The 26260-nt window shown below is 68.5% G+C and carries 27 protein-coding genes; 16 read left to right on the top strand and 11 right to left on the bottom strand.

The features are described 5' to 3' along the window. The first annotated feature begins 1 nt into the window (after position 1). Genes M673_RS04300 through deoA form a run of 4 tightly spaced genes read left to right on the top strand, consistent with a single transcriptional unit; the run spans position 2 to position 3259 of the window. Entirely contained in the window at positions 2-397 is a 396-nt protein-coding gene (locus M673_RS04300; RefSeq protein WP_061973872.1) for a cytidine deaminase, read from the top strand. Continuing rightward, positions 394-1194 carry a purine-nucleoside phosphorylase gene (locus M673_RS04305; protein WP_061973874.1) on the top strand — a complete coding sequence of 267 codons (801 nt, stop codon included), beginning with the start codon at positions 394-396 and terminating at the stop codon, positions 1192-1194. The genes M673_RS04300 and M673_RS04305 overlap by 4 nt, the downstream gene beginning before the upstream one ends. After that, entirely contained in the window at positions 1191-1949 is a 759-nt protein-coding gene (gene deoC, locus M673_RS04310; protein WP_061973876.1) for a deoxyribose-phosphate aldolase, read from the top strand. The genes M673_RS04305 and deoC overlap by 4 nt, the downstream gene beginning before the upstream one ends. After that, positions 1949-3259 (top strand): thymidine phosphorylase, encoded by a 1311-nt coding sequence (deoA, locus tag M673_RS04315; RefSeq protein WP_061977657.1) that lies wholly within the window; start codon positions 1949-1951, stop codon positions 3257-3259. The genes deoC and deoA overlap by 1 nt, the downstream gene beginning before the upstream one ends. Before the next feature lie 159 nt (positions 3260-3418). On the opposite strand, the gene M673_RS04320 is transcribed toward deoA, so the two are convergent. The 7 genes from M673_RS04320 to M673_RS04350 all read right to left on the bottom strand — a co-directional run bounded on the left by M673_RS04320 (position 3419) and on the right by M673_RS04350 (position 9823). Continuing rightward, on the bottom strand, positions 3419-3949 hold the full coding sequence (locus tag M673_RS04320; protein WP_061973878.1) for a retropepsin-like aspartic protease family protein: 531 nt from the start codon (positions 3947-3949) through the stop codon (positions 3419-3421). A 905-nt stretch (positions 3950-4854) separates the two neighbouring features. Next, positions 4855-5484 (bottom strand): uracil phosphoribosyltransferase, encoded by a 630-nt coding sequence (gene upp, locus M673_RS04325; RefSeq protein WP_061973880.1) that lies wholly within the window; start codon positions 5482-5484, stop codon positions 4855-4857. Positions 5485-5744: 260 nt separating this feature from the next. Then, positions 5745-6770: an adenosine deaminase gene (gene add, locus M673_RS04330; protein ID WP_061973882.1), complete on the bottom strand. Its 1026-nt coding sequence runs from the start codon at positions 6768-6770 to the stop codon at positions 5745-5747. Beyond that, positions 6767-7966: a phosphopentomutase gene (locus tag M673_RS04335; RefSeq protein ID WP_061973884.1), complete on the bottom strand. Its 1200-nt coding sequence runs from the start codon at positions 7964-7966 to the stop codon at positions 6767-6769. Before M673_RS04335 ends, add begins: the two co-directional genes overlap by 4 nt. A 68-nt stretch (positions 7967-8034) precedes the next feature. After that, entirely contained in the window at positions 8035-8598 is a 564-nt protein-coding gene (locus tag M673_RS04340; protein WP_061973886.1) for a TadE/TadG family type IV pilus assembly protein, read from the bottom strand. After that, positions 8598-9044, bottom strand: coding sequence for a TadE/TadG family type IV pilus assembly protein (locus M673_RS04345; RefSeq protein ID WP_061973888.1), 447 nt, complete (start codon positions 9042-9044; stop codon positions 8598-8600). Before M673_RS04345 ends, M673_RS04340 begins: the two co-directional genes overlap by 1 nt. Before the next feature lie 326 nt (positions 9045-9370). Further along, positions 9371-9823 (bottom strand): pilus assembly protein N-terminal domain-containing protein, encoded by a 453-nt coding sequence (locus M673_RS04350; RefSeq protein ID WP_061973890.1) that lies wholly within the window; start codon positions 9821-9823, stop codon positions 9371-9373. A 206-nt stretch (positions 9824-10029) separates the two neighbouring features. Between M673_RS04350 and M673_RS04355 the strand changes: the two genes are divergently transcribed. The 9 genes from M673_RS04355 (at position 10030) to M673_RS04395 (ending at position 18961) form a co-directional block, all read left to right on the top strand. Next, a complete protein-coding gene (locus M673_RS04355; protein WP_374755549.1) occupies positions 10030-10284 on the top strand; it encodes a Flp family type IVb pilin in 255 nt (84 codons plus the stop codon). A 96-nt stretch (positions 10285-10380) separates the two neighbouring features. Further along, positions 10381-10872 (top strand): A24 family peptidase, encoded by a 492-nt coding sequence (locus M673_RS04360; RefSeq protein ID WP_244493094.1) that lies wholly within the window; start codon positions 10381-10383, stop codon positions 10870-10872. Positions 10873-10978: 106 nt separating this feature from the next. Beyond that, positions 10979-11806 (top strand): Flp pilus assembly protein CpaB, encoded by an 828-nt coding sequence (gene cpaB, locus M673_RS04365; RefSeq protein WP_061973896.1) that lies wholly within the window; start codon positions 10979-10981, stop codon positions 11804-11806. 3 nt (positions 11807-11809) lie between these two features. Next, complete coding sequence (locus tag M673_RS04370; RefSeq protein WP_061973897.1) at positions 11810-13408, top strand: type II and III secretion system protein family protein; 1599 nt, start codon at positions 11810-11812, stop codon at positions 13406-13408. Then, the gene (locus M673_RS04375; protein ID WP_061973899.1) at positions 13405-14109 is read left to right on the top strand and encodes a CpaD family pilus assembly protein; all 705 of its coding nucleotides are present in this window, start codon (positions 13405-13407) and stop codon (positions 14107-14109) included. The genes M673_RS04370 and M673_RS04375 overlap by 4 nt, the downstream gene beginning before the upstream one ends. 10 nt (positions 14110-14119) lie before the next feature. Then, positions 14120-15394: an AAA family ATPase gene (locus tag M673_RS04380; protein WP_061973901.1), complete on the top strand. Its 1275-nt coding sequence runs from the start codon at positions 14120-14122 to the stop codon at positions 15392-15394. Between the two features lie 99 nt (positions 15395-15493). Next, a complete protein-coding gene (locus tag M673_RS04385; RefSeq protein ID WP_061977658.1) occupies positions 15494-16969 on the top strand; it encodes a CpaF family protein in 1476 nt (491 codons plus the stop codon). After that, positions 16966-17964 carry a type II secretion system F family protein gene (locus tag M673_RS04390; protein ID WP_061973903.1) on the top strand — a complete coding sequence of 333 codons (999 nt, stop codon included), beginning with the start codon at positions 16966-16968 and terminating at the stop codon, positions 17962-17964. Before M673_RS04385 ends, M673_RS04390 begins: the two co-directional genes overlap by 4 nt. Before the next feature lie 7 nt (positions 17965-17971). Then, positions 17972-18961 (top strand): type II secretion system F family protein, encoded by a 990-nt coding sequence (locus M673_RS04395; RefSeq protein ID WP_061973905.1) that lies wholly within the window; start codon positions 17972-17974, stop codon positions 18959-18961. An 86-nt stretch (positions 18962-19047) separates the two neighbouring features. Here M673_RS04395 and M673_RS04400 read toward each other — a convergent pair whose 3' ends face one another. Beyond that, on the bottom strand, positions 19048-19893 hold the full coding sequence (locus M673_RS04400) for a tetratricopeptide repeat protein (protein WP_061973907.1): 846 nt from the start codon (positions 19891-19893) through the stop codon (positions 19048-19050). A 109-nt stretch (positions 19894-20002) separates the two neighbouring features. Here M673_RS04400 and M673_RS04405 point away from each other — a divergent pair, with 109 nt between their 5' ends. The 3 genes from M673_RS04405 (at position 20003) to M673_RS04415 (ending at position 22682) form a co-directional block, all read left to right on the top strand. Beyond that, on the top strand, positions 20003-21385 hold the full coding sequence (locus tag M673_RS04405) for a leucyl aminopeptidase family protein (protein WP_061973909.1): 1383 nt from the start codon (positions 20003-20005) through the stop codon (positions 21383-21385). A 74-nt stretch (positions 21386-21459) separates the two neighbouring features. Further along, positions 21460-21810 (top strand): MarR family transcriptional regulator, encoded by a 351-nt coding sequence (locus tag M673_RS04410; RefSeq protein ID WP_061977659.1) that lies wholly within the window; start codon positions 21460-21462, stop codon positions 21808-21810. Then, a complete protein-coding gene (locus M673_RS04415; protein ID WP_061973911.1) occupies positions 21807-22682 on the top strand; it encodes a C40 family peptidase in 876 nt (291 codons plus the stop codon). Before M673_RS04410 ends, M673_RS04415 begins: the two co-directional genes overlap by 4 nt. A gap of 141 nt (positions 22683-22823) precedes the next feature. Here M673_RS04415 and M673_RS04420 read toward each other — a convergent pair whose 3' ends face one another. The 3 genes from M673_RS04420 to M673_RS04430 form a co-directional block, all read right to left on the bottom strand. Then, complete coding sequence (locus M673_RS04420) at positions 22824-23765, bottom strand: 2-hydroxyacid dehydrogenase (RefSeq protein ID WP_061973914.1); 942 nt, start codon at positions 23763-23765, stop codon at positions 22824-22826. A 203-nt stretch (positions 23766-23968) separates the two neighbouring features. After that, the gene (locus tag M673_RS04425) at positions 23969-24607 is read right to left on the bottom strand and encodes an NUDIX domain-containing protein (RefSeq protein WP_061973916.1); all 639 of its coding nucleotides are present in this window, start codon (positions 24605-24607) and stop codon (positions 23969-23971) included. Then, positions 24604-26250, bottom strand: a complete 1647-nt coding sequence (locus M673_RS04430) for an ABC transporter ATP-binding protein (RefSeq protein ID WP_061973918.1) — start codon at positions 26248-26250, stop codon at positions 24604-24606. The genes M673_RS04425 and M673_RS04430 overlap by 4 nt, the downstream gene beginning before the upstream one ends. Positions 26251-26260 lie beyond the last annotated feature (10 nt).

Below are 26260 nucleotides of genomic sequence, written 5' to 3' on the forward strand. Positions count from 1 at the left end.
CATGTCCGAAGACCTGTTTCTCAAGGCGCGCTCGGCCATGCGCAAGTGCCATGCGCCCTATTCCAACTTTCCCGTCGGCGCGGCGCTGCGCACGGAGGACGGGCGCATCTATTCCGGCTGCAATGTCGAGGTGGTGAGCTTTCCCGAGGGCTGGTGCGCCGAGACCACGGCCATCGCCCATATGGTGATGGACGGCGGCGGGCGGATCGCCGAGATCGCCGTGGTGGCAGAGCGGCTGCGCGGCTGCTCGCCTTGCGGCGGCTGCCGCCAGCGCATCGCGGAGTTCGCCAGTTCCGACACGCGCGTCTTCCTGTGCGACGCGGCGGAGGGCGTGATCGAGACCATCCTGATGGGCGATCTCCTGCCCAAGGCCTTCCCGACGGATGCTGTCTCGTGAGCGCGGCGGCGGACGCTCTGCTTCAGCGGCTGGGCGCGCGACGGCCGCGCGTCGCACTCGTGCTCGGCTCCGGCCTCGGCGCCTTGGTGCGCGAGGTCGAGGACGCCGATCACATTCCCTATGGCGAGTTGCCGGGCTTTCCCGTCTCGGCCGTGTCGGGCCATGCGGGCGAGATCGTCTCCGGCCGGCTCGCGGGCGTCGAAATCCTCATCCTGTCCGGCCGCATCCATTACTACGAGGCCGGCAATGCCGCCGCCATGCGCCCGGCGCTGGAGGCGCTGAAGGCGGTCGGCGTCGAAATCCTGGTGCTGACCAACGCGGCCGGTTCGGTAAACCCCGCCATCGCGCCGGGCGAGGTCATGCTGATCGACGATCACATCGCCTTCAGCGGCGCCAATCCCTTGATCGGCGAGCCGACCGATGCACGCTTCGTCGGCATGACGGCAGCCTACGATCGGCCGCTGCGCGAGGCGCTGCTGCGCGGCGCCGACAAGGCCGAAGTGCCGCTGCATCGCGGCGTCTATATGTGGTTCTCCGGCCCCTCGTTCGAGACGCCGGCCGAGATCCGCATGGCGCGGGTGCTGGGGGCGGATGCGGTCGGCATGTCCACCGTGCCCGAAACCATTCTCGGCCGTTTCCTCGGTCTTCGCGTCGTCGCGGCTTCGGTGGTCACCAATTTCGGCGCGGGCATGACCGGGGCCGAACTTAGCCATACCGAGACCAAGGACATGGCGCCGATCGGCGGCGCCAAGCTTGCGCGCATCCTCGCCGAGGCCCTGCCGGAGTTCGCGGCATGAGCGACCGCGCCACCGAGGCCCGCCAGCTGATCGCCTGTCTCGACCTCACCGATCTGAACGAGGATTGCACGTCGGCTGACGTCGAGACGCTGGTCCGGCGCGCAAGCACGCCGGAAGGCGATGTCGCCGCGATCTGCATCTGGCCGCGCTTCGTGGCCGAGGCGCGCGCCATTCTCCCCGCCGGCATCCAGCTCGCGACGGTCGTGAACTTTCCCGGCGGCGGCGAGGATGTGGCGGCGACGATAGAAGAGACACGCAAGGCGGTGGCGGACGGGGCGGACGAGATCGATCTCGTGATCAGCTATCGCCGCGTCGCGGCCGATCCCGGTTTCGTGGAAGCGCAGGTCCGCGCCGTGAAGGAAGCGGCCGGCACGGCGCGGCTCAAGGCGATTCTGGAGACCGGCGAACTGGCCGACCCAGATCTTATTCTTTCGGCCGCCGAGGCGGCGCTCGAGGGCGGGGCGGATTTCCTCAAGACCTCCACCGGCAAGGTGCCGGTCAGCGCGACGCCGGAAGCCGCTGGCATTCTGCTCCAGGCCATCGCCAACGCGGGCGGGCGGGTCGGCTTCAAGCCGTCCGGCGGCATCAGGCGTTTCGAGGACGCCAAGCTTTATCGCGACATGGCGGAGGAAATCTGCGGCCCCGGCTGGGCCACGCCGGATCGCTTCCGCCTCGGCGCCTCCGGCGTGCTGACCGATCTCCTGTGCGTTGCCGGCGCGGCGGCGCGTGGCGCCTCGGCTCCCGGCGGCTACTGATGCAGCTCCCGGCCGAAATCATTCGTCGAAAGCGCGATGGCGGTACCCTGAGCGCGGACGACATCGCGGATTTCGTGCGCGGTGTTGGCGAAGGGGCGATCCCCGACGCGCAGATCGCCGCCTTCTGCATGGCGGTCTTCCTGCGCGGCATGGGCTCGGACGAGACCGTGGCCCTGACGCTCGCCATGCGCGATTCCGGCGAGGTGCTGGACTGGCGCTTCCTCGACCGCCCCGTGGCCGACAAGCATTCCACCGGCGGCGTGGGCGACAATGTCTCGCTCATGCTCGCGCCGATCCTCGCGGCCTGCGGCGCGGCGGTGCCGATGATTTCGGGGCGCGGCCTCGGCCACACCGGCGGCACGCTGGACAAGCTGGAAGCCATTCCCGGCTATACCGTGACGCCGCAAGCCGAGCGGCTGCGCGCCGTGGTGCGCGACACCGGCTGCGCCATCGTCGGGCAGACCGCGCGTCTCGCCCCGGCCGACGGGCGCATCTATGCCGTGCGCGACACCACGGCGACGGTCGAGTCCGTGCCGCTGATCGTCGCCTCGATCCTGTCCAAGAAGCTCGCCGCCGGGCTGGAAAGCCTCGTTCTCGACGTGAAGACCGGCTCGGGCGCCTTCATGGCGGGCGAGGCGGAGGCGCGAGGGCTCGCCCGCGCGCTGGTGGATGTCGCCAAAGGCGCGGGCCTTCGCTGCAGCGCCTTGCTCACCGACATGAGCGAGCCGCTGGCGAGCGAGGCCGGCAATGCGCTGGAGGTGCGCGGGGCCGTCCGCTTCCTTTCGGGCGAGGCGCAGGCGCCCCGCCTTCGCCGCGTGACGCTGGCGCTCTCGGCCGAGGCGCTGGTGCAGGCCGGGCTGGCGGGGGATACGCAGGCTGGAGAGGCGATGGCCCGCCGGGCGCTGGACAGCGGCGCCGCGCTGGAGCGCTTCGCCCGCATGGTGGCCGGGCTCGGCGGCCCCGTGGATTTCGTGGAGCGCATGGACGAGCACCTGCCCCGCGCGCCCGTTCTGCGGCTGGTGCCGGCCCCGGCGGCGGGGATTCTGGCCGAGATCGACACGCGGGCCCTTGGCCTTTGCGTGGTGCGGCTGGGCGGCGGGCGCACGGTGCCGGGCGCGGCGATCGACCCGGCCGTCGGCCTGTCCGATCTCTGTCCGCTCGGCACGGCGCTTTCGCCGGGCGAGCCGTTGGGCTTCGTTCACGCGCGTGACGAGAGCACCGCCGCGCAGGCGATGGCGGACATCACCGCCGCCATTCGTCTGGCCACCGAGGCCCCGGCCGCGCGGGACGTGATTGACACGCTTCGCTGATCGGGTCGGACGCGCGATCGGATGCCCGACCGAGTCTGTGAGCCAGAGCGTTTACCTGCCCCGGCATCCCTACTCCGATGTGCGCTTCATCCTGAAGGTCCAAAGCCTTGCCAGCCGCAAATGAACCCCGAAACTCGGCGCGCGTCCCGACGCGGGCCTTCAGGGTGTCAGCGTCAGCGTGTCGCCGGTCACGGAATAGCTTTTCAGGCGCTTGAGAAAGCTCATGCCGAGAAGCGTCGAGGACAGGGCCTCGCCCTTGAGCACCATGACATCGACGTCGCGCACCTCCACCGATCCGATCGCGATCCGCTTGGCGGTGGCGAGCGCCACGGGAACCCGGCCATTGGCGGTTTCCGAGACGGCGGTGAACTTGTCCGGCGAAACAGTGATGCCGAGCCGGCGGGCGGTGCGTTCGCTCAGCGCAACATAGGTCGCGCCCGTGTCCACCAGCACCGGCTCCACCCGTCCGTCGAAGCGCGCCTCGGCACGGAAATGCCCATCCGGGTCGGCGCGAAGGCGCAGCACGCGACCGTTGGGGACGGGGAGCGAGGCTTCCACCACCTTGGCCGGCGGATCGAGCCGCTCGGCCTCGCTGGCCGCGCTGAGGCTCGCTCGGTAGCGCTCGAAGGCGGAGGGAAAGGCCAGGGCTATGATCGAGGCGAAAACGGCAAAGCCGAGAAGCCGGGTCATGAGCGAAGGTCCTTCCAGAGGCAAGGGGCGCGGTGGACGCAAGCTTGCCGGAGGAGGGTTAGCGAAAGCTTGGCAAGGGAGCGCTTTGCCCCTCAAAGGTCAACGAGACCTTGGCATTTCGTAGACATTTGAAGCGCTGGTTGAGGTCTTTGGGTTTGGTGGCGAAGCGCCGTGCGGAGCGGCGTTCTTCACCTGGGGCAACGAGCGGGGGTAGAGGGCTCTTCGTCAGCATCTTCGCGCCGGCATGGAGCCTAGCGTCGTGGTCCGACCGGCCGCCGCAAGTCGGGACCGCGTTGCCTGAAGGTTCTGCGCTACGCTTCTTCGACCGAAGCCATGCCGCTGCGATGAATAACCCCGTCTTCACACTGAAGGACCCGCTCGCGCGTACCTCTCGTAGCGTCTGACGTTCCGGCTATTCCAGCTTGGCGTCGGGATTATCCTGTTCGCCGCGCCACCCGAAACTCGCGCCTGCGGCCAACTGGTTGGCTCGCCCGGCTGGGGCCGCGTCCTGCGGTCAGGTACGGCCGGTCAGAGCGCTAATGCCTGGAGCCGGGGCCGCTATGATGCCGGTTGCGGTATCCAGGTCTTGGCGCAACCCGGCGCGGCGGCCAATCCTGGCGCAGACCCCGATGGGTCCCGTTCTGGCGGATGTTTCCCCGGTGTCCCTTGAAGCATTCTCAGGCGAAGCGGCGACGCTTCGCCCTGTTGCTGGACCACCTTCTCGCGGCAACCCTCGCGGCTGAGATGGGCCTGCGGAACGGGAGGGAGATGGGATCGCTCCCTTTCCGTGGATCGAAAAGGCCGAGCCCGCATCCGGGGCGCGGTTCTGAAACGGAGCGCCCCGAAGCTCGTCAGCCGGGTCCGCTTCCCCCGCACTCGCCTCGCGGCGCGGGGGAGGGGCGCGGTCACTTCGTGCCGTACATCCGGTCGCCCGCGTCGCCGAGCCCCGGCAGGATGTAGCCCTTCTCGTTCAGCCGCTCGTCGATCGCGGCCGTGAAAACGGGAATGTCGGGATGGGCATCGCGGAAGCGCTTGATGCCCTCGGGCGCGGCCAGGAGGCAGAGGAAGCGGATGTTCTTGGCGCCGCGCTCCTTCAGCTTCTCCATCGCGGCGGTGGCGGAGTTGGCGGTCGCCAGCATCGGGTCCACCACGATGGTGAGGCGGCTCGCGAGGTCTTCCGGCGCCTTGAAGTAGTATTCCACCGGCTCCAGCGTGTCGTGGTCGCGATACATGCCGATATGGGCGACGCGGGCCGCCGGCACGAGATCGAGCATGCCTTCCAGAAGACCGTTGCCGGCGCGCAGGATCGAGGCGAAGACCAGCTTCTTGCCCTCCAGGATCGGGGCGTCCATCTCCTGCATCGGCGTTTCGATGCGCATGGTGGTCAGGTCGAGATCGCGCGTCACCTCGTAGCACAGGAGCGTCGAGATCTCGCGCAGGAGACGGCGGAAGCTGGCCGTGGAGGTCTCCTTCTTGCGCATCAGGGTCAGCTTGTGCTGTACGAGCGGATGGTTGATGACGGTGACGCCGTCCATTCGGAAACCCTCTTTATGCCTGTTCTATCCTGCACTCTGGTCTAGAGGCTGTCATGGACCATGGGCAAGTCTCGTATCGGATCAGCGGGGATCAGCTCGCCCAGGGATGACTTCCCCGATCCGACCCTTCGGGCCGCCCGCCCCAATCCGCCGGAGGGCGTCGCCGGTTTTGCCGGTAGCACCGCTACCGGCTGCACCCGGCTCCTACCCGGCGGATCGGGGCGGGCGGCACAAGACATGCCCATAATCCACGACAGCCTCTAGAGGCTGGAGCCCGGCGCGCCAAGCGCCAGGGCGCGCATCGTCAACAGCTCGGAGAGGCGCTTGCGCACCGGCTCCTCCACGAAAGCGGCCTCGATGGCGTTGCGCGTCAGCGCCAGGCGCTCCGCCGGCTCGAATCCGGCCTCGGCCGCGAAGCGATATTCGGCGGTGAGATCGCTGCCGAAAAAAGGCGGGTCGTCGGAATTCACCGTGAGCCGCAGCCCGGCCTGCCGCAGGCGCGCAAGCGGATGGTTGGCGGCGTCGGGTGCGACGCCGAGCGCGAGATTGGAGAGCGGGCAGACTTCCAGCGTGACGCCCTCCTCGCGCAGCCGGGCGAGCAGCGCCGCATCCTCCACCGCGCGCACGCCATGGCCGATGCGCGAGACGTTCAGCGCGTCCAGCGTTTCCGCGACTGCCGCCGGCCCGGCGAACTCGCCGGCATGGGCGGTGAGGCCGAGCCCGGCCTCGGCGGCGATGCGGAACGCCTTCTCGAAATCGCGCGGCCGGTAAAGACGCTCGTCGCCGGCAAGGCCGAAGCCGGTGACGCCAGGCGCGCGGGCGGCAAAGCGGGCGGCGGCCTCTACGGCGTCCGTCCCGAGATGGCGCACGCCGACCACGAGAAAGCGGCAGACGATGTCGGTCTCCCGCTCCGCCTCGGCCGCGCCGCGCGCCAGGGCGCCGAGATAGGTCTCGGGCGACAGGCCGCTTGCCGCCGCATGGTCGGGCGAAATCGTCAGCTCGCTGTAGATCGCGCCCTGCGCGGCGAGGCCGGTCAGATAGTCGAAGGCGAGGCGGCGATAGTCGTCTTCGGTGCGAAGCAGGGCGGCCGCCCGGTCATAGGCGGCGAGAAAGCCGGAAAATCCCTCCCAGCGATAGGTCGCCTCGTCAGCGAAGCCGCTGAGATCGACGCCCTGGCGCGCAGCCAGTTCGCGGGCGAAGCCGGGCTGCAACGTGCCTTCCACATGGCAATGAAGCTCGGCCAACGGAAAGGGGGCGGCGGGGCGGCCGCGCGCGAAAAGGCTCACAGGAAGCTCCGCCCATGCGGCCCGACGGGCAGGCCGAGATGGGCGGCGACGCTTTCCCCGATGTCGCTGAACGTCTCGCGGCGGCCGAGGGCGCGGGCGGCGATCCCCGGCCCGAAGCCGAGGATCGGTACCTCCTCGCGCGTGTGATCGGTGCCGGGATAGGTCGGGTCGCAGCCATGGTCGGCGGTGAGGATCGCAAGATCCCCGGGGCGCAGCAGGGCTTCCAGCTCCGGCAGGCGGCGATCGAAGGCCTCGAGCGCCGCGGCATAGCCCGGCACGTCGCGCCGATGGCCGAACAGCATGTCGAAATCCACGAAATTGGCGAAGACGAGATCGCCGTCGGCGGCGTCGCGCACCGCGCTCAGCATGGCGTCGAACAGCGCCATGTTGCCGTCTCCCTTGCGCACCTCGCTCATCCCCTGGTGGGCGAAGATGTCGCCGATCTTGCCGATGCCGATCACCCGGCGCCCATCGGCCACGGCGCGGTCGAGGATCGTCGCCTCGGGCGGCGGCACGGAATAGTCGCGCCGGTTCGCCGTGCGGCGGAACGTGGCGCTGCTCTCGCCCGTGAAGGGGCGGGCGATGACGCGGCCGATATTGAGCGGATCGACATGGCGCCGCGCCGCCTCGCAGAGCCCGTAGAGCCGATCCAGGCCGAAATGCCCTTCGTGCGCCGCGATCTGCAGCACGCTGTCGCTGGACGTGTAGAGGATCGGCCGGCCGGTTCGCACGCTCTCCTCGCCCAGCGCCGCGATGATCTCGGTGCCCGAGGCATGGCAATCGCCGAGGATGCCGGGGATGCCGGTGTCATCCACGATCTCGGCGATCAGCTCGGGCGGAAAGCAGGGAATGCTGCGAGGAAAATAGCCCCAGTCGAACCGCACCGGAACGCCCGCGATCTCCCAATGGCCCGACGGCGTGTCCTTGCCCCGGCTGACCTCCGCCGCCCGGCCCCAGATCCCTTCCGGCTCCCCGCCGCGCCCGCGCCCGCGCCCGGCCGCGTGGAACAGGCCGAGCCGCTCCATATGGGGCAGGTCGAGCGGCCCCCCGCGCAGCCCCGGCCGATCCGCCTCGCCCCTCGCCGCAGCCTCCTGGATATGGCCGAACGTGTCGGCGCCTGCATCGCCGAACGCGCCCGCATCCGCCGCGCCGCCGATGCCGAAGGAATCCAGAACGATCAGAACGGCTCGGGTCATGGCACTCTCCTCCGCCGGACTTGTGGCACGCCAAGGCGACTTGCGAAAGCCGATCGACCGGGCAAGCTCTAGCCGCAGTCGCTGCAGGTGATGCCGGCCCCGTTGCTCGTGCCGCGCGGCCAGTAATAGGCCATGTCCTTCATCTCGATCGCGGAGGTGAAGCCGAAGCCGCCGAGCGGGGTGTAGAGATAGCTCGCCTCGGCCACCACGATGGCGGTGGACTTCTGGCCGGCGAGCGAGGCGGGCAGCGTGAAGACCGAGCCCTTAACCCGGGCGGTCGCGCCGTTCACGGCGCGCGACCAGTCCACCGTCGCCTTGCCCTTGTCGTCGATCAGGATCGAGGACAAGGCGATCCGCACCTTGCTTGAGTCGAGCGGCTGCATCAGCGCGCGCGCCACGTCGAGCTCGGCCGAGATCGCGGCCTTCGTGGTGGTGGTGTCCTGCGCGATCAGGTCGGCCGTCGCATTGGCGGTCGCCTGGAGCTTGCGGTTGGCGGTGACGGCGAGCGTCGCGTCCGATGCGCCGATATAGACGATCAGCATCACGGGAACCACCAGCGCGAACTCCACCGCCGCGATGCCGCGCCGGTCGCCGCCGAAGCGCCGGGCGAGCGCGGTCCAGGCCGGGCGCATCAATAGGGCTCCGTGCGGAAGGCCGATACGCTGGCGAGGACGACCTTGCCGTTGGATGTCGACAGGAGTTTCAGGAAGTCGGTCACCGGCGTCCAGGGATAGAAGACGCGCAACGCCATGATGGTCTTGGAGCCGCCGGCCTCGGTTTTGGTGCCATATTGCTGGCTCGCGTCGGGCTGGGACAGATCGACGTCCTGGAACGAGGCGTAGGTGCGCAGGTCGATCGTCAGCTTGTCGCAGGACAGGAACACGCTGACCCTGTCGCAGATCAGCTTGCGAAAGGTCTCGGGTTTCAGATCGTCGGCGTCGAGCTGTCCTGTGCGCACGAGGCGGGAGACCTGTTCCACGCCGCCGTCCAGCGTCAGCTGCGATATGAACAGAAGCCCCGTCTCGATCGTGGCGAAGGTCAGGAACAGGAAGGGGACGGCGAGAATGGCGAATTCCACCGCCGTCGCCCCCGAGCGGTCGCGACGAAAGCGCTGGAGACTCCATCCGCGCCCGCCTCCGCAGCTTCTCGCGCCTCGCCAGCCAGGGGTCGTATCTCTGGTCATGATCGCTCCGGCGCGCTGCCGCATACGCTTGCCCAAGCGGTGAGGGCTTGGCGGGCGGGGCGCTTGTCTTGGCCGAAACGGTAAGGCTACCCGTCTTGCGAAGGCGTTAAGAGGGCTTGGCAAAAGCTTCGGACGGGCAAGGATCGAGCGGATTTCCTTAAGCGCGAGGCGGCTGCGGCCAGGGGGTTTAGATCGACGCGGTCTGGAAGGAGCCTTTAGGCTTACTGGCCGGCGGCGACCATCGACTCGTGGCTTTGGAACTGGCCGAGCGCTTGGCCGAAACTGCTCTGTTCGTCGCCGACGGTCACCTTCGGCTCGCAATGCGGGGAACAGGAATAGGTGGTGCGCGACGCCTGGCGGTAGACGCGCACGGACCGGTCCTCGCGGCTCGTGACGGTGACGTCGTCGTCCAGCACCACTTCGCCGCCGGGATCGAGCACCACGACATTGGTCACGCCATAGGATCGGCCCGTCAGAACCAGCGTCTCGGCATCGTGCACGGTGACATCGACGATCGACGGGTTGCCGATGATGATCGTGCCGGCCGCGCGCGGGATCTTCAGGATGCGCGCGTGATCCACCGCGACGTCGAGGCCGCCCGGCGAAGCGGCCGAGGCGAGCGAGGCGCCGAGCGCCAGGCAGGCGACGATCAGGAAGGATGCGAACCGGCGCATGGCGAGGCGAACTCCAAGGACTCGGGGACTCGACCGGCCCCGATGCGCCATCATCGTGCGATGGAATTAAGGATAAGTTTCCCCAAGTCCTTGGTTGTTTCTTTAGCATGGGGTGCTGAAAGCCAGCTTAACGCCTTGTTAACGATCAATTTTAAGCGAGCCGCAATCGTCGGGGACTAATTTGGAGCGAACCGAACGAGGCCAGCATGACCGGATCGTCGGGATCAGATCGACAACCTGCTGCCTTTAGGAGACCTCCCATGATGAAGCTTCTCGCTCGCTTCCAGAAGAACGAATCGGGCGCCACGGCCATTGAATACGGCCTGCTCGCCGCCCTGATCGGCGTTGCTATCATCGCAGGCGCCGGCTCGCTCGGTGCGACCTTGAACAAGAAGTTCGACTCGATCGCCTCGACCGTTGGCGGCAACACCGCAACGACCGGCGGCGGCGCCGCGAAGTAAGGGCGACGCTCTGGTTGCCTCTGCTTAAGAGATTGGCCCGGTCGGAACTTCCGGCCGGGTCGCATCCGATCGGGTGATTCGATGTTTGAGACGTCCATGCTCGTTCTTTTTTGCGCTTGCATGGCGGCCGCGAGCGTTTTCGATCTCGCTCGGATGATCATTCCGAACCAGCTCATCCTTATCCTGATCGCGGGCTTCTTCGTTCTCGCAGTTTCGGCAAGTTGGCCGGCGTCGCTGATCGGCTTGCATGTGGCGATGGGCGCGATCGTTCTGATGGCTACATTTGCCGCCTTTGCCCTCGGTTGGATGGGGGGAGGGGACGCCAAACTGATCGCGGCCACCGCTCTTTGGTTCGGCCCGACGGCGGAGCTTTGGGACTATATGTTCCTGGCCAGTCTCTTCGGCGGCATTCTGACCCTGATGCTGCTGCTGGCACGGGCTTGCCTCAGCCCCACGACGGGGCATGTCTCGGTGGATCGGCTTCTGACCTCCACGTCCGGCGTTCCCTATGGCGTTGCTCTCGGGGCCGCGGGTCTCGTCGTGGTGTCCCGCTTCCCCCAGATGCAATCGCTGTTCGACCTGGTCTGACGGGAACCGTAGACCTGTTTCCTCCTCGTTAACCATGTCTTGAGAGTTTCCCGCCGATAAAGGTCCAAAGGGCGGCGGATCGCCCGGCCTGATCGGGGAAGCCGCAATGCGTGTGTCGCGTCTGGCGATTTTTGGAGTGGCGGGTGTCGCCGCCGCCGGCGCGGGCCTCCTGGCCATCAACATGGCGGCGCCGCCTCCGCCCGAACCCGTGCTCATCACCGCCCAGCCCGCCGAGCCGCCGATCCGGCTGGTGGATGTTCTGGCCGCCTCGCGCGACATCGCCATGGGCGAGCGCGTCGACGACGCGCTGCAATGGGTGCAGTGGCCCGAAAGCGCCGTCTCCGAAGCGCTGCTGCGCCGCGACCAGAAGCCCAATGCGCTCGAGGAGGCCAAGGGCTCGATCGCCCGGCAGGCCTTCTTCATCGGCGAACCGATCCGCGAAGCCAAGCTCGTGAAGACCGATCGCGGCTTCCTGTCCGCCATCCTACCGGAGGGCAAGCGCGCCATCGCCGTGCAGATCGCCGCCGACACTTCGGCCGGCGGCTTCATCCTGCCCAACGACCATGTCGACGTCATCATGGCGCGCGAGAAGGCCGCGCCCGGAGCCTCGCAGGCCGCCGGCGTGGAAACCACGACGATCCTCAAGAACCTGCGCGTTCTCGCCATCGATCAGACAGTCGAGGAAAAGGACGGCACGCGCGTTGTCGTCGGGTCCACCGCGACGCTGGAGGTCGATCCGCAGCAGGCCGAAGCGCTGACGGCGGCCACCCGCATGACCGACCGTCTGATCCTGTCGCTGCGCTCGCTGGCCGATTCCGTGCCCGGCTCCCCCGGCTATGCCCGCTTCCTTTTGGAGCAGGAGCAGGCTCCCCAAAAGTCTCAGGTCCGCGTGGTGCGCTACGGCAAGACCACCGACGTCACCACGAGGAACTGACGCATGGCGCTCCGTCTTCGCACCGTCCGTACACGCGCGCTCGCAGGGGGGCTGCAGGCCTCGCTGGCGTTTTGGCCGCTCCTGCCGCTGCCGGCCTTAGCCGAAAGCTCGGTGATCGCGGTCAACCGACCGCAGCAGACCATCTCGCTCGGCCTCGACAAGTCCAAGGTCATCGACCTGCCGCGAGACGCCCACGACATCGTCGTTTCCAACCCCGCGGTGGCGGACGCGGTGACGCGCACGGCCCGGCGCATCTACATCTTCGGCAAGCAGATCGGCCAGACCAACATCTTCGTCTTCGACGCGAACGGGCGCGAGATCGCGGTTCTCGACCTCAAGATCGAGCGCGACATCTCCGCGCTCGCCTCCACGATCCGCAAGTACATCCCGTCCGCCGACGTGCGGGCCGAGATGCTGAACGACAACGTGATCCTGACCGGCACGGTGGAAAACGCGCAGGACGCCCAGCGCGCGGTGGATCTCGCCACGATCTTCGTGACCGGCGGCGAGGGCACGACCGGCCAATACATCAAGACCGCGACTTCGGGCGCTTCGGCGGCCGGCGGTGGAGGGGTCGCCATCGGCGGCGTGTCGCAGGCGCAGGAACGCCGGCAGACCAGCCAGATCGTCAACCTCCTCCAGATCCAGGGCGAGGACCAGGTCACGCTGAAGGTGACGGTCGCCGAGGTTCAACGCTCCGTCGTGAAGCAGCTCGGCATCGACGGCGTCGGCGTCGGCTCGCTCGACGGCATCGCGTTCGCGGCCGCGAGCGACAATCCCTTCGGTCTCGGTAAGGCGATTTCGAACGCCGGCGCCAGCGTCTTCAACGGCGGCAACAGCGGCAACGGCATCACGGCCCAGCTGCGCGCCATGGAGCAGGCAGGCGTCATGCGCACGCTAGCGGAGCCGAGCCTAACCGCGATCTCCGGCGAGAGCGCGTCCTTCAAGGTCGGCGGCGAGTTCTCGGTCGCCAGCGGCAAGTCGGAAACGCCGGAAAAGCGCACACCCATTCTCAACAACAACGGCGCGATCGTCGGCTACGACACGACGCCGGCGAACGTCACCTATGACCACAAGGACATCGACTACGGCATCGGGCTCGACTTCACACCGGTGGTTCTTTCGCCGGGGCGCATCAGCCTGAAGATCCGCACGGCGGTCTCCGAGCCCACCTTCGAGTCGCCCTACGCCATTCCGGGCGGCGTCGCGCCGGGCGTCAATCTCGTCGGCATTCGCAAGCGCCTCGCCGACACCACGGTGGAACTGCCCTCGGGCGGCTCGCTGGTGATCGCGGGTCTGGTGCGCGACGAGATGCGGCAGGTTATTTCCGGCTATCCTGGCCTGTCCAAGATCCCGATTCTTGGGACATTGTTCCGCTCGCGCGACTTCCAGCGCTACGAGACCGAACTCGTCGTCATCGTCACGCCCTATCTCGTGCGGCCCGTGGCGCGCCAGCAGCTGGCGCGGCCGGACGACAATCTGAATTTCTCCTCCGACGGCGCCTCCAACTTCCTGGGCCGCGTGAACCGCGTCTATGGCGCCGCCGACACCCGTCTCCCCCCCGGCCGCTACCACGGCAACGTCGGATACATCTACAAATGACCGTGCGCCGCCGCTTCTCCCCCCGCCGTCGCCTCGCGTTGGCCTCGGCCGCCCCACTCCTTATCGGCCTCCTGGCCGGCTGCGCCAACCAGCATATCGAGGTGGGCGCGATCCCCGACGACTATCGCACGCGGCACCCGATCACGGTGCGCGAGGCGACCGAGGATCTGGAACTCTTCGTCGCCTCCTCGGATACGCGCCTGACCCCGGCCGACGAGACGCGGGTGGAAAGCTTCGCCACGCGCTTTCGCGCCTCGCGGGCGACGGTGATCCGGCTGCGCGTGCCGTCCGGCGGGCGTAATGCGGCGGCGGCCCGGCTCGTCGCCGACAATGTCGCCGGGGTTCTGCGCCGACATGGCGTGGCGCGCCAGCGCATCCTGATCGCGCCCTATCCGGCGGGGGGCATCGCCGACGTGCCGCCGCTGCTCCTGTCGTTCAACGCGGTGGTGGCCGAAGTCGAGCCCTGCGGCCGCTGGCCGGAGGACCTCGCCGACACCAGCGAGAACCGCAACTACCACAATTTCGGTTGCGCCTCGCAGAGCAACCTGGCCGCGCAGATCGCCGATCCGCGCGACCTGCTCGGGCCGCGCGGCATGAGCGAGATCGACGCGGAACGCCGCTCCACCGTGGTCGAGAAGTATCGCCGCGGCGAGCGGACCGCATCCGAGGCGCCGCGTCAGGCGTCCGACTACAATTGGTAGGCCGAAAGCGATGATCGATCTTCCTTCCGGCGATTCCCCCTATCGCCTTTCCGACACGGACCTGCGCCAGCGCCTCGACGCGCTGCGCCCGGTCCCGCGCATCAGCATCCAGGCCTTCTGCGAGACCGCCGCCGTGGGCGAGGCGATCGAGGCGGCGGCGGGCGACCGGCGCATGGTGAAGGCGCATGTGCGCGTTCACATGGGCGGCATCCGCGCGGCGGTGGAGCATTACGCCACCGCTCCGACGCCCAATCTCGTGTTTCTCGAATCCACCCTGCGGCCGAACGAGCTTCTGGGCGAGCTGGAATCGCTCGCCGATGTCTGCGATCCCGGCTCCAAGGTGGTGATCGTCGGCCATCACAACGACGTCTCGCTCTACCGCGAGCTGACGCGGCGCGGCGTGTCGGAATACATGCTGGCCCCGGTGCATCTGGCCGACGTGCTCGCCATCGTCTCGCAGCTCTTCATGGCCGAGGGCAGCGATCCGCTCGGCCGCATTCTGGCCTTTGTCGGCGCCAAGGGCGGGGCCGGGGCCTCGACGCTCTGCCATAATGTCGGCTGGACCATGGCCCGGCTCTTCGGCAACGACGTTCTGCTGGCCGATCTCGACTTGCCCTTCGGCACGGCCAATATCGATTTCGACCGCGACCCGCCGCAAGGCGTGGCGGAGGCGGTGTTCTCGGCCGAGCGGCTGGACGAGGTGTTTCTCGACCGGTTGCTCGTGTCCTGCGCTGATCATCTCTCGCTTCTGGCCGCTCCCTCGACGCTCGACCGTGCCTATGACTTCGAGGCGGAGGCCTTTTCGGCGCTGATCGACGCGGCGCAGCGCGGAACGCCCCATGTCGTTCTCGACGTGCCGCATGTCTGGAACGGCTGGACGCGCACGGTCTTGGAGCGGGCGGACGAGGTCGTGCTCGTGGCCGAGCCGGACCTTGCCAACCTTCGCAACGCCAAGAACCTGATGGACACGCTGCGCAAGGCGCGGCCCAACGACCGGCCGCCGCATCTCGTACTGAACCGGGTCGGCGTGCCCAAGCGCCCCGAGATCGCCCCGGCCGAGTTCGCCGAGCCGCTGGGTGTCCAACTCATGGCGCAGATCGCCTTCGACCCGCTGGTGTTCGGCACGGCCGCCAACACCGGCCGCATGCTGGCCGAGCTCGACGGCAAGCACGCCGCCACGCTCGCCTTCAACGAGATGGCGCATGCGCTGACCGGACGGGCCGTGGCCAAGCAGGCGCCGAAACAGACGCTGGGCGGGCTGCGCGCGTTGATGCGCCGGCGCTAGCGCCAAGATTGAATGACAGGCCCGCTCTGGTTCGCCGGCGCGGGCACGGTTCGAGGCGCCGCCATGGCCTCGCAAGGCAAGCGGAAGGAACAGGACGACATGTTCGGCAAGCGTGGAAACGAGACGGGCACGATGGCACGGCAGGCGCCGGCCGCGCCTGCGCTCCCCGCGACGCCGGCCCCGGCACCCGTCTCGCGCGGCGAGGCGGCTCCCCCGCCGCGCGCCGCGCCCGCCAAGGCGGCGCCCGAGGCGCCGGCGCCCGTGCAGGCCGTCCGGGCGCGCTCGGACAGTTATTACGAGACCAAGAGCAAGATCTTCGCCGCGCTGATCGACACGATCGATCTCAGCCAGTTGGCCCGGCTGGAAACCGAGATGGCGCGCGAGGAAATCCGCGACATCGTCAACGACATCATCTCGATCAAGAATTTCGCGATGACGATCGCCGAGCAGGAGGACCTGCTCGCCGACATCTGCAACGATGTTCTCGGCTACGGCCCGCTGGAGCCGCTTCTGGTTCGCGACGACATCGCCGATATCATGGTGAACGGCGCGCGCCAGACCTTCATCGAAGTCGACGGCAAGGTGATCGAGGCGGGGGTGCGCTTCCGCGACAACCAGCAGCTTCTCAACATCTGCCAGCGCATCGTCAGCCAGGTCGGCCGGCGCGTCGACGAATCCTCGCCCATCTGCGACGCGCGCCTGCCGGACGGCTCGCGCGTCAACGTCATCGCGCCGCCGCTCGCCATCGACGGCACGGTGCTGACCATCCGCAAGTTCAAGAAGGACAAGCTGACCCTGCCGCAGCTCGTCGAGTTCGGCGCCATCTCGCCCGAAGGGGCGACCATCCTCGAGATCATCGGCCGCGTGCGCTGCAACGTGGTGATCTCCGGCGGCACGGGCTCGGGCAAGACGACCCTTCTCAACTGCCTGACGCGCTATATCGACGAAGACGAGCGCATCATCACCTGCGAGGACTCGGCCGAGCTCCAGCTCCAGCAGCCCCATGTCGTGCGCCTCGAAACCCGCCCGCCCAATATCGAGGGCGAGGGTGAGATCACCATGCGTGACCTCGTCAAGAACTGCCTGCGCATGCGGCCCGAGCGCATCATCGTCGGCGAAGTGCGCGGACCCGAGGTCTTCGATCTCCTGCAGGCGATGAACACGGGCCATGACGGCTCGATGGGCACGATCCACTCCAACAGCCCGCGCGAATGCCTGAACCGCATGGAATCCATGATCGCCATGGGCGGTTTCTCGCTGCCCTCGCGCACGGTCAAGGAGATCATCGTCGGCTCGGTGGACGTGGTGATCCAGGCCGCGCGCCTTCGCGACGGCTCGCGCCGCATCACCCACATCACCGAAGTCGTGGGCATGGAAGGCGACGTGATCATCACGCAGGACCTCTTCCTCTACGACATCCTGGGCGAGGATTCGCGCGGCCGGCTGGTCGGGCGCCACCGCTCCACCGGCATCGGCCGGCCCGCCTTCTGGGACCGCGCGCGCTACTACAACGAGGAACAGCGACTGGCCCGCGCGCTCGACGCGGCGAATGTGGAAGTGGAGCGCGGGGCGTGATCACGATCCTGTTCGTGGCCCTCGTCGCGCTGTCGACCGGCGCCCTTCTCTACGGCGTGCTTCAGCCTCGCTTCGAAAGCGACAAGGCCGCGCGCTCGCGCTTCGAGCAGTTCTCGGCGTCCGAGAACGATCTGGCCCTGCGCCAGGCGGCGCGCGACCGGATGCAGGAAGTGTCCAAGCGGCGCAAGACGCTGCAGGCGACGCTTCAGGACTTCGAGGAAAAGAACCGCAAGCGCAGCGACAACATGCGCAAGCTCACGCTTGAAGCGCGCATCCGCCAGGCCGGGTTCGACTTCGCGCCGCGCGCCTACTGGCTCGGCTGCGCCGGGATCGGCGTCGTCGCCTTCCTGCTCATGCTGATGCTGACCGGCGCGCTTCTCCTGTCGCTCGGCCTTGCCCTGTCTGCCGGGCTCGGCCTGCCGCACTGGTTTCTGGGTTGGCGCCGCACCCGGCGCCAGCGCAGCTTTTCCGACGAGTTCGCCAATGCGCTCGACGTCATCGTGCGCGGCATCAAGTCCGGCCTGCCGCTGCAGGACACGCTGCGCATGATCGCCTCCGAAACGCCCGATCCCGTGCGTTCGGAATTCGCACGGATCGTCGAGGCGCTGCAGATGGGCGCGCCGCTGACGGAAGCGGTGGGCCGGCTTTACGCCAGCATGCCCATGCCGGAGACGAACTTCTTCGCGATCGTCGTTTCCATCCAGTCCCAGTCGGGCGGCAATCTCGCCGAAGCGCTGAACAACCTGTCGCGCGTGCTGCGCGATCGCAAGAAGATGAAGGGCAAGATCAAGGCCATGTCCATGGAGGCTAAGGCCTCCGCTTATATCATCGGCTCGCTGCCGATCATCGTGGCCGGCCTCGTCTATCTCACCTCGCCCGATTACATTTCCATTCTGTTCACCGACCCCAAGGGCCACATGATCCTGATGGGATCGGGCCTCTGGATGCTGTGCGGCATCCTGGTGATGCGCAAGATGATCAATTTCGACTTCTGAGGTTCGCATGGACGCCGTGTTGCAGATGTTCGGCCTGTCCAGCCATGTGGCGCTCGGCCTTTTCGTGGCCGTCGCCATGTTCGCGACCCTCGTGTCCCTGGTGCTGCCGCTCCTGTCGGGCCAGGAGATGAAGGGGCGCATGAAGGCCGTGGCGCTGGAGCGCGATCAGGTTCGCGCGCGCGAGCGCAGCCGCATGGCCAACGAGCGGGACGGCGGGCGCGTCACCCTGCGCAAGCAGGCGGACCGCTCCTTCGCCGCCAAGGTGGTCGAGGCGCTCGACCTTCGCAAGGCGCTTCTGGACGAGGCCACGATGACGAAGCTGCGCATCGCGGGCTTTCGCACGCATCGCGCGCTGACGCTGTTCCTATTCTGCCGCGTCGCCCTGCCGCTCGTGTTCGGCCTTCTAGCGGCCTTCTACATTTTCGGCCTCGGGATGATGGCCGACCGCGCCTTCTTCATGCGGGTCTTCGTCTGCATCCTGGGCGCCTATGCCGGCTTCTACGCCCCCATTCTCTTCGTCGGCAATGCCGGCAAGAAGCGCGCGCAGTCGATCCGCCGCGCCTGGCCGGACGCGCTCGACGTTCTCCTGATCTGCGTGGAATCGGGCAATTCCATCGAGGCCGCGTTCCGGCGCGTGGCGGACGAGATCGGCATTCAGTCCGTGCCGCTGGCGGAGGAGATGGTGCTGGTCTGCGCCGAACTCTCCTACCTGCCGGACCGCCGGCAGGCCTACGAGAACCTCACCGCGCGCACCGGGCTGGAATCGGTCCGCTCGGTCTGCACGGCCCTCGTCCAGGCCGAGCGGTACGGAACGCCGCTCGGCGTCGCGCTGCGCACGCTGGCGCAGGAAAGCCGCGACCAGCGCATGACGGCGGCCGAGGGCAAGGCCGCCGCGCTGCCGCCCAAGCTCACCGTGCCCATGATGGTGTTCTTCCTGCCGGTGCTCTTCGCCGTCATCATCGGCCCGGCCATCATCAAGGTCATGCCGATGCTGTAGCGGGCGGTGGCGCGCCGTGCTGGCGACGCAGCCGCCAAGCGTCCCGCCGGCAGTTCGCGGGCCGGGAAGGCGAGGCGGGGCGCCCGTCAGCCCCGGCGTTCGCTCTTCAGCTCGCTCCAGGTGTTGCGCTGCGCCAGCATCTGCTTGAGATAGGCGACATTGGCCCGCGCCTCGTCGGGCGAGAGCACATCGGAGGCGATCTTTTCGGCCTCGCCGAAGCGCCCTTGGAGGCCCACCGCCAGCGCCAGGTTCTGGCGAACGCGCGGATCGGCGCCGGGCTTGGAGGCGGCGCGGCTGAGATAGGTCTCGGCGCCTTTCAGGTCGTTCTGGAGAAGCGAGGACATGCCGAGATTGGACAGGATCGACGGCTCGTTTGGCTCCAGCGTCAGCGCCTTCTCGTAGACGATGCGCGCCTTGTCGGGCTGGCCGAGTTGGTCGAGGATCGCGCCTTCCGCCGACAGGAGCCGCCAGTCGGGCTGGTCCGGCGTTTGGGCGCGGCGGATTGTCTCCAGCGCCTTGGGCAGTTCGCCCGCTGCCGCCAGCGCCTTGCCATAGGCGCCGAGCACGTCGCGGTCGTTGGGATGGGCGATCGCCACCTGCTGCATCACCGCCAGCGACTGGTCGTTGCGGCCCGCCGTCTGGAGGGCCGAAGCGTAGGCGAGGCCCACGTCCTTGTTCTTGGGGTCGCGCTCGTAGGACGCGCCATAGATGCGGATCGCGCCGCTCAGCTCTTCCGATGTCATGGAGGAAAGGTCGCGCTTGGGTGGCGCCTCGCCGCGCGGGGCGATCGAGCCCGTGTGCATGCGCGAGGTCTGCGTGCAGCCGCTCGCCGCCAGACCTGCCAGAAGCAGCAGGGCCAGCGCGCCTCGCCTTGCACCCGGCCTCGGGCGGGCGTAGGTCGGCGCGGCGTCCTCGTTTCTGAATCGGCGCATCGGCTTTTCCGTTCCTTCCACCCGCCGCGGGCAGGATGCGGACGGGTCATCTTTCGTTAACCCCTAAGTCCCGACCATTTCGCGGGGCTGACGTTCGCGAGCCTTTCCCATGACCGACCGCCTTCTCTCCTCCTCCGCCAACGCCCTGCCGATCCACGCCGCGCCCGAGGGCGCACTGGAGCAACTGCCTGAAGCCGCGCGCCGCTGGCTGGAGGCGACGGGCTTCAAGGCTGGCGCCGGTTCCGTCGCGCTTCTGCCAGGCGAGGCGGGGCTGGCCGGCGCCGTGCTCGGCCTCGGCGCGCCGGATGGGCAGGGCGAGGCGGAGCGCGCGCTCCTCGCCGGCGCGCTGGCGCAGGCGCTTCCCGAAGGCGACTGGGCGCTGGATGTGGCGGCCGGGCTCGACCCAACGCTCGCCGCGCTCGGCTTCCTGCTCGGCGCCTATCGCTTCGAGCGCTATCTGACCAAGCCCGCCAAGCCCGGCCCTCGCCTCGTGCTGCCGGCCGGAGCGGACGAGAGCGCGGTTCGGCTTCTGGCGTCGAGCGTCCATCTCGTGCGCGACCTCATCAACACGCCCACCAACGACCTCCTGCCGGACGGGATCGAGGCGGCGGCGCGAGAAGTCGCGACGGAGTTCGGCGCGGAAGTGAGCGTGACGCTGGGCGACGCGCTGCTCGAGGCGAACTTCCCGATGATCCACGCGGTCGGCCGCGCGTCCAGCGTCGCGCCGCGCCTGATCGACCTCACCTGGGGGCCGGCCGACGCGCCGCGCGTCACCCTGGTCGGCAAGGGCGTCGCCTTCGACACGGGCGGGCTCGACATCAAGCCGGCCTCCGGCATGCTCCTGATGAAGAAGGATATGGGCGGCGCGGCGAACGTTCTGGGTCTCGCCCGCCTCGTCATGGGCTCCCGGCTCGAGGTCCGGCTGCGCGTGCTCATTCCCGCCGTCGAGAACGCCATTTCGGCAAACAGCTTCCGGCCGGGCGACGTCCTGCGCAGCCGGCTCGGCAAGAGCGTCGAGATCGGCAACACGGACGCGGAAGGGCGCCTGATCCTGGCCGACGCCCTGGCGCTGGCCGACGAGGAATCGCCCGAGATCCTCGTCGACATGGCGACGCTGACGGGCGCGGCGCGTGTGGCGCTCGGACCTGAGCTTCCGCCCTTCTTCACCGACGACGAGTCGCTGGCCGGCGAGATCGCGCTCGCGAGCCAGGCGCTGCACGATCCGCTCTGGCGCCTGCCGCTCTGGAAGCCCTATGCCAAGGCGCTCGCCTCCAAGATCGCCGACACCAACAACGTGACCACGGACGGGTTCGCCGGTTCGGTGACGGCGGCGCTTTTTCTCCAGGGCTTCGTGCGCAATGCCAAGAGCTGGGCGCATTTCGACGTCTACGGCTGGCGGCCCCAGGCGGGCCCGCTCGGGCCGGCGGGCGGCGAGGCGCAGGGCATCCGCGCGCTGGCCCACGTCCTGACGCAGCGCTACGGGCGGTCTTGAATCCGCCCGAAAGTGCCGGAATTTTGGGCGATGCGCGCCGGGCACGAGGCGAATCGGCGCGCCTGAGGGCGCTCATGGGTATCGACATCAAGCCGGCGCAGGCCTTGCGCCTGCTCTATCGCAACGCCATGCTCCAGGCGCACCATCCGGGCTCCGATCTCACCGCCCGGCAGACCGCGATTCTTCTGACCATCTATCTCGACCCGCCGCCCCATACGGTGCGCGGCCTCGCCGAAAAGCTGCAAGTGGCCAAGCCCGTGGTGACGCGGGCGCTCGACTCGATGGGACGCATGAACCTGCTCGAACGCCAGCGCGACCCCAACGACCTGCGCAACGTCCTCGTGCGCCGCACCGTGGAGGGTAGTCTCTTCGTGTCCGAAATGGCGGATCGACTTGTGAGCGAAGCGGGAGCGCTGGGACGATGACCGCCGCGCTCGACCCTCGCCTCCACGCCCACCGGCCCGATCTCGCCGACCGCCGCCTCGAAGGCCGCCTCGAGGCCGCGCGCTTCGTGGAAGGCCAGCCCGCCCATGTCGCCATGCCCGTGGCCGATCTGCGCCGCCGTCCCTCGGCCGACGCGCCGCTGGAAACCCAGGCGCTCTACGGCGAGCGGGTGCGCGTCTTCGAGGACACGATGGAGGGCTGGAGCTGGGCGCAGCTGGAGCGCGACGGCTATGTCGGCTGGATTCCGACGGTGACGCTCGTCGGCGGCGAACCGCCCGAGCCGACGCACCGGGTCTGCGTGCGCCAGACGCTGGTGTTTCCCGGCCCCGACATCAAGCGACCGCCCATGCACGACCTGCCGCTCGGCGCGCGGCTGCGCGTCAAAGGCGAGGCGAGCGACCACAACGCCACCTACGGGCTGATCGATCCGTTCGGCGCCGTCGTGGTGCAACACATGAAGCCGGCGGGCGCGTTCGAGACCGATTTCGCGGGCGTTGCCGAAGGGTTTCTCGGCGTCGCCTATCTCTGGGGCGGCAAGTCGGCGTTGGGGATCGACTGTTCGGGCCTCGTGCAGGTGTCGCTCGACGCCTGCGGCCTCTCGGCCCCGCGCGACACCGACCTTCAGATCGCGCTGGGCGAGGGCGTCGAGACGGACGCGCCGCTCCGGCGCGGCGATCTCGTGTTCTGGCGCGGCCATGTCGGCATCATGCTGGACGGCGCGCGGCTTCTCCATGCCAACGCCCATCACATGATGACGGCGATCGAGCCCCTCGCCGAGGCCGTGTCGCGCATGGAGGCGCGGGGCGTTTCCGTTCTGGCAATCCGCCGCCTGCCGGAGTTCGCAAGCGCCTGACGATGCGTCGCGATGTCAGCGGCAGGTGCGTTCCGCCGCCGATATCGTCGGCGAAGGCTGGCGGCATCCCATACGGTCCGCTTCCGATCGTTGGCAGCATCTCCCGGCCATCGGGCATTGGGAGATGCCGCCCGAGGACTCTCAGTAGCCTGCGCCGCGATCCACCAGATTCTCCAGCGGCTCGCCGCGCCGATGGGCGGCGATCTGGCGCATGATGATCGGGGCCAGCGCTTCCGGCTCGGACGAGGCGGCGGCGTGCGGCGTCACGAAGACGCGGGGATGGCGCCAGAGCGGGCTCTCGGAAGACAGTGGCTCGCGCTCGAACACGTCGAGCGAGGCCTCCATCAGGCGGTTGTCGTTGAGCGCGCGCAGGATGGCCGAATCCACCTGCAGCCCGCCGCGCCCGGCATTGACGAGAACCGGCGTCCCGAGCGGCGTTTCGCGCTTGAGCCGCGACAGGAAGGCGTCGTCGATCAGCCCGCGCGTGTCCGCCGTCAGCGGCAGGAGCACGACCAGGATGTCGCTCGACGCCAGAATCCGGCCGAGCCCGTCCTCGCCATGGAAGGTCTCCACGCCCTCGACGCGCTTCTCGCGCCGGCTCCAGCCCGCCACTTGGAAGCCGAGGCCGCGCAGCTTCTGGGCCGCGTCCCGCCCGAGTTCGCCAAGGCCCAGAATGCCGATCCTGATTTCGCCCGCCGCCGGCTGGCGCCGCTCGTTCCAGAGCCGCGCCGCCTGCTGCGCGCGGTACACCATGCCGCGCCGGTGATGGTCGAGCACCCGCCACACGACATATTCGCTCATGCGCGCGGTCAGATCCTCGGCCACGATGCGCACGATCGGCACGTTCGGCACCGTGCGGTCGGCCAGGATGTGATCGACCCCGGCGCCGAGCGAGAACACGGCTTCGAGGTTCGGCAGGCCTTCCAGAACGCCCGGCGGCTGCTTCCAGACCACTGCATAGCGGATCGAGGGATCGCCGGCCTGCGCCGGGCGCAGGATGATCGTCTCGCCGGGCGCGGCCGCCAGCATGGCGTCGTGCCAGCGGGTCGGGTCGAAGCCGGTGACGGAAAGAAGGATGCTCATGGAACACTCGTCGCGGTCGGAAAGAAGAGAGGCGAGACGCTTGGAACTTCGGACAATAGCGGCGGCCAGAGGATGAGCGAGGAATTTTTCTCGCTCACGAGGCACGAAGCGCAGCGGATGCGAGGGCGCATCGGTAAGGCATTCGCAACGAGGTGAGCGGAGAAAAGCCCCGGCCAGCCGACCCCGGTGGGTTTGCCCGGGTTCTAAGCCGCGTCCTGCAGAAGCTGCGCCCGGGCGCGGCCATGGCGGGCGAACCAGTGCGCGGCGGTGATGAGGAAGCCGTTCTCGACCGAGCCGGAGTCCACCGCCTCGATTAGGGCGTCCACCGGCGCACGAACGGCGATGATGTCCTCCTGCTCGTCCAGCTTGCCGCCGCGCCCGTTCAGCGCGCCGGCATCCACCAGCGCCAGGAAGTAGGTCGCGACCTCGTCGCATAGGCCGGGGGAGGAGAGGGCGGTGAAGCAGGGGGCGATAGCGGAGGCGACGAGACCCGTCTCCTCCTCCAGCTCGCGCCGCGCGGCCAGAAGCGGCGCCTCGCCCGCGTCCACCAGCCCGGCGGGCAGTTCCAGCGCCGCCGCCTTGCCCGAGGTCATGGCCGCGCCGATGCGGAACTGGCGGATCACCACGATCTCGTCGCGCGCGGGGTCGTAGGGAATGACGATCGCGGCATGGCCCGAGCGCAGGAACTCGCGCCGGGCGGTCAGCCACGCGTCGCGCCCCAACGGCGCATGGCGCACGGTGACGGAATCCAGCGGGCGAAACCCGTCGCAGAGCCGCTCCTCACGCTCCACGGTGAAGTCCAGATGCTGGTCTTCCAGCCGCTGCCGATAGGGATCGCTCATTCAGAAACCTCTTGGGCGCCCGCCGCCTCGATGCGAAAGGCCGCCGCCATCAGCGCCTTGGTGTAGTCGGTCTTCGGCCGCTCGAAGATTTCTTCGGAGGAGCCATGCTCCACCACCTGCCCGCCGCGCATCACGATCACCTCGTTGGCGAGCGCGCGCACGACCTTGAGGTCGTGGCTGATGAAGAGATAGGCGAGATCGTGCTTGCGCTGGAGATCGCGCAGAAGATCCACGACCTGCGCCTGCACGCTCATGTCGAGCGCCGAGGTGGGCTCGTCCAGCATCACGAAGCGCGGCTGAAGCACCATGGCGCGGGCGATCGCGATGCGCTGGCGCTGGCCGCCGGAGAATTCATGCGGGTAGCGAAAGCGCGTCGCCGGGTCGAGCCCGACCTCGTTGAGGGCGGAGACGACGCGCGCGTCGCGCTGCTCGGCAGACAGCGCCGGCTGATGCACGCGCAGCCCTTCGGCGATGATGTCGCCCACCGCCATGCGCGGCGAGAGCGAGCCGAACGGGTCCTGGAACACGATCTGGATGCGGTCGCGCAGGGGACGCATGGCCTTGAACGGGCGCTGGTCGATCCGCTCGCCGTCGAAGCGGATCTGGCCCTTGCTCGAGATCATGCGGCACAGCGCGAGGCCCAGCGTCGTCTTGCCCGACCCCGATTCGCCGACGACGCCGACCGTCTGCCCGGCGCGCACGGTGATGTCGATCCCGTCCACCGCCTTCACATGATCGGTGATCTTGCGGAACAGGCCGGTGCGCACGGGGAACCAGACCTTCACGTCTTGGCCTTGCATGACGACGGGTGCGTTGGCGTTGGCGGCCGGCGGGCGGCCCTTGGGCTCGGCCGCCAGGAGATGCCTAGTGTAGGGGTGCTGCGGATTGCTGAAGATCTCGGCGGTCGGCCCCGTCTCGACGATCTCGCCCTTGGTCATGACGCAGACCCGGTCCGCGATGCGACGCACGATGCCGAGATCGTGCGTGATGAAGAGCAGCCCCATCTGCCGCTCTTCCTGAAGCTTTTTCAGGAGTTCCAGGATCTGCGCCTGGACCGTGACGTCGAGCGCGGTGGTGGGCTCGTCGGCGATCAGCAGATCGGGCTCGTTGGCCAGCGCCATGGCGATCATGACGCGCTGGCGCTGGCCGCCCGAAAGCTGATGGGGATAGGCGCCGAGCCGCTTTTCCGGCTCGCGGATGCCGACCTGATGCAGGAGCTCCAGCGTGCGCTCGCGCGTCGCGCGGTCCGACAGGCCCTGGTGGACCTTCATCACCTCGCCGATCTGCCGCTCGATACTGTGCAGCGGATTCAGCGAGGACATGGGCTCTTGGAAGATCATCGAGATCTTGTTGCCGCGCACCGCGCGCAGCGCCGCGTCCGGCGCGCGGATCAGGTCCTCGCCGCCGAACAGCACCTCGCCGCCGGGATGGCTGGCGGCGGGATACGGCAGGAGCTTCAGGATCGACAGGGCCGAGACGGACTTGCCCGAGCCGGACTCGCCGACCAGCGCCACCGTCTCCCCCTTGGCGATGGTGAAGGAGACGCCCTTCACCGCAAGGCTCGTCGCCCCGCCCTGCGAGAAGGCGACCTGAAGCCCGCGCACGTCGAGAAGCGGGGCGGCGGCGGATGCGGCAAGTGTCAAGGGGCTCTCC

It is taken from the genome of Aureimonas sp. AU20 (assembly GCF_001442755.1).
Taxonomy (GTDB): domain Bacteria; phylum Pseudomonadota; class Alphaproteobacteria; order Rhizobiales; family Rhizobiaceae; genus Aureimonas.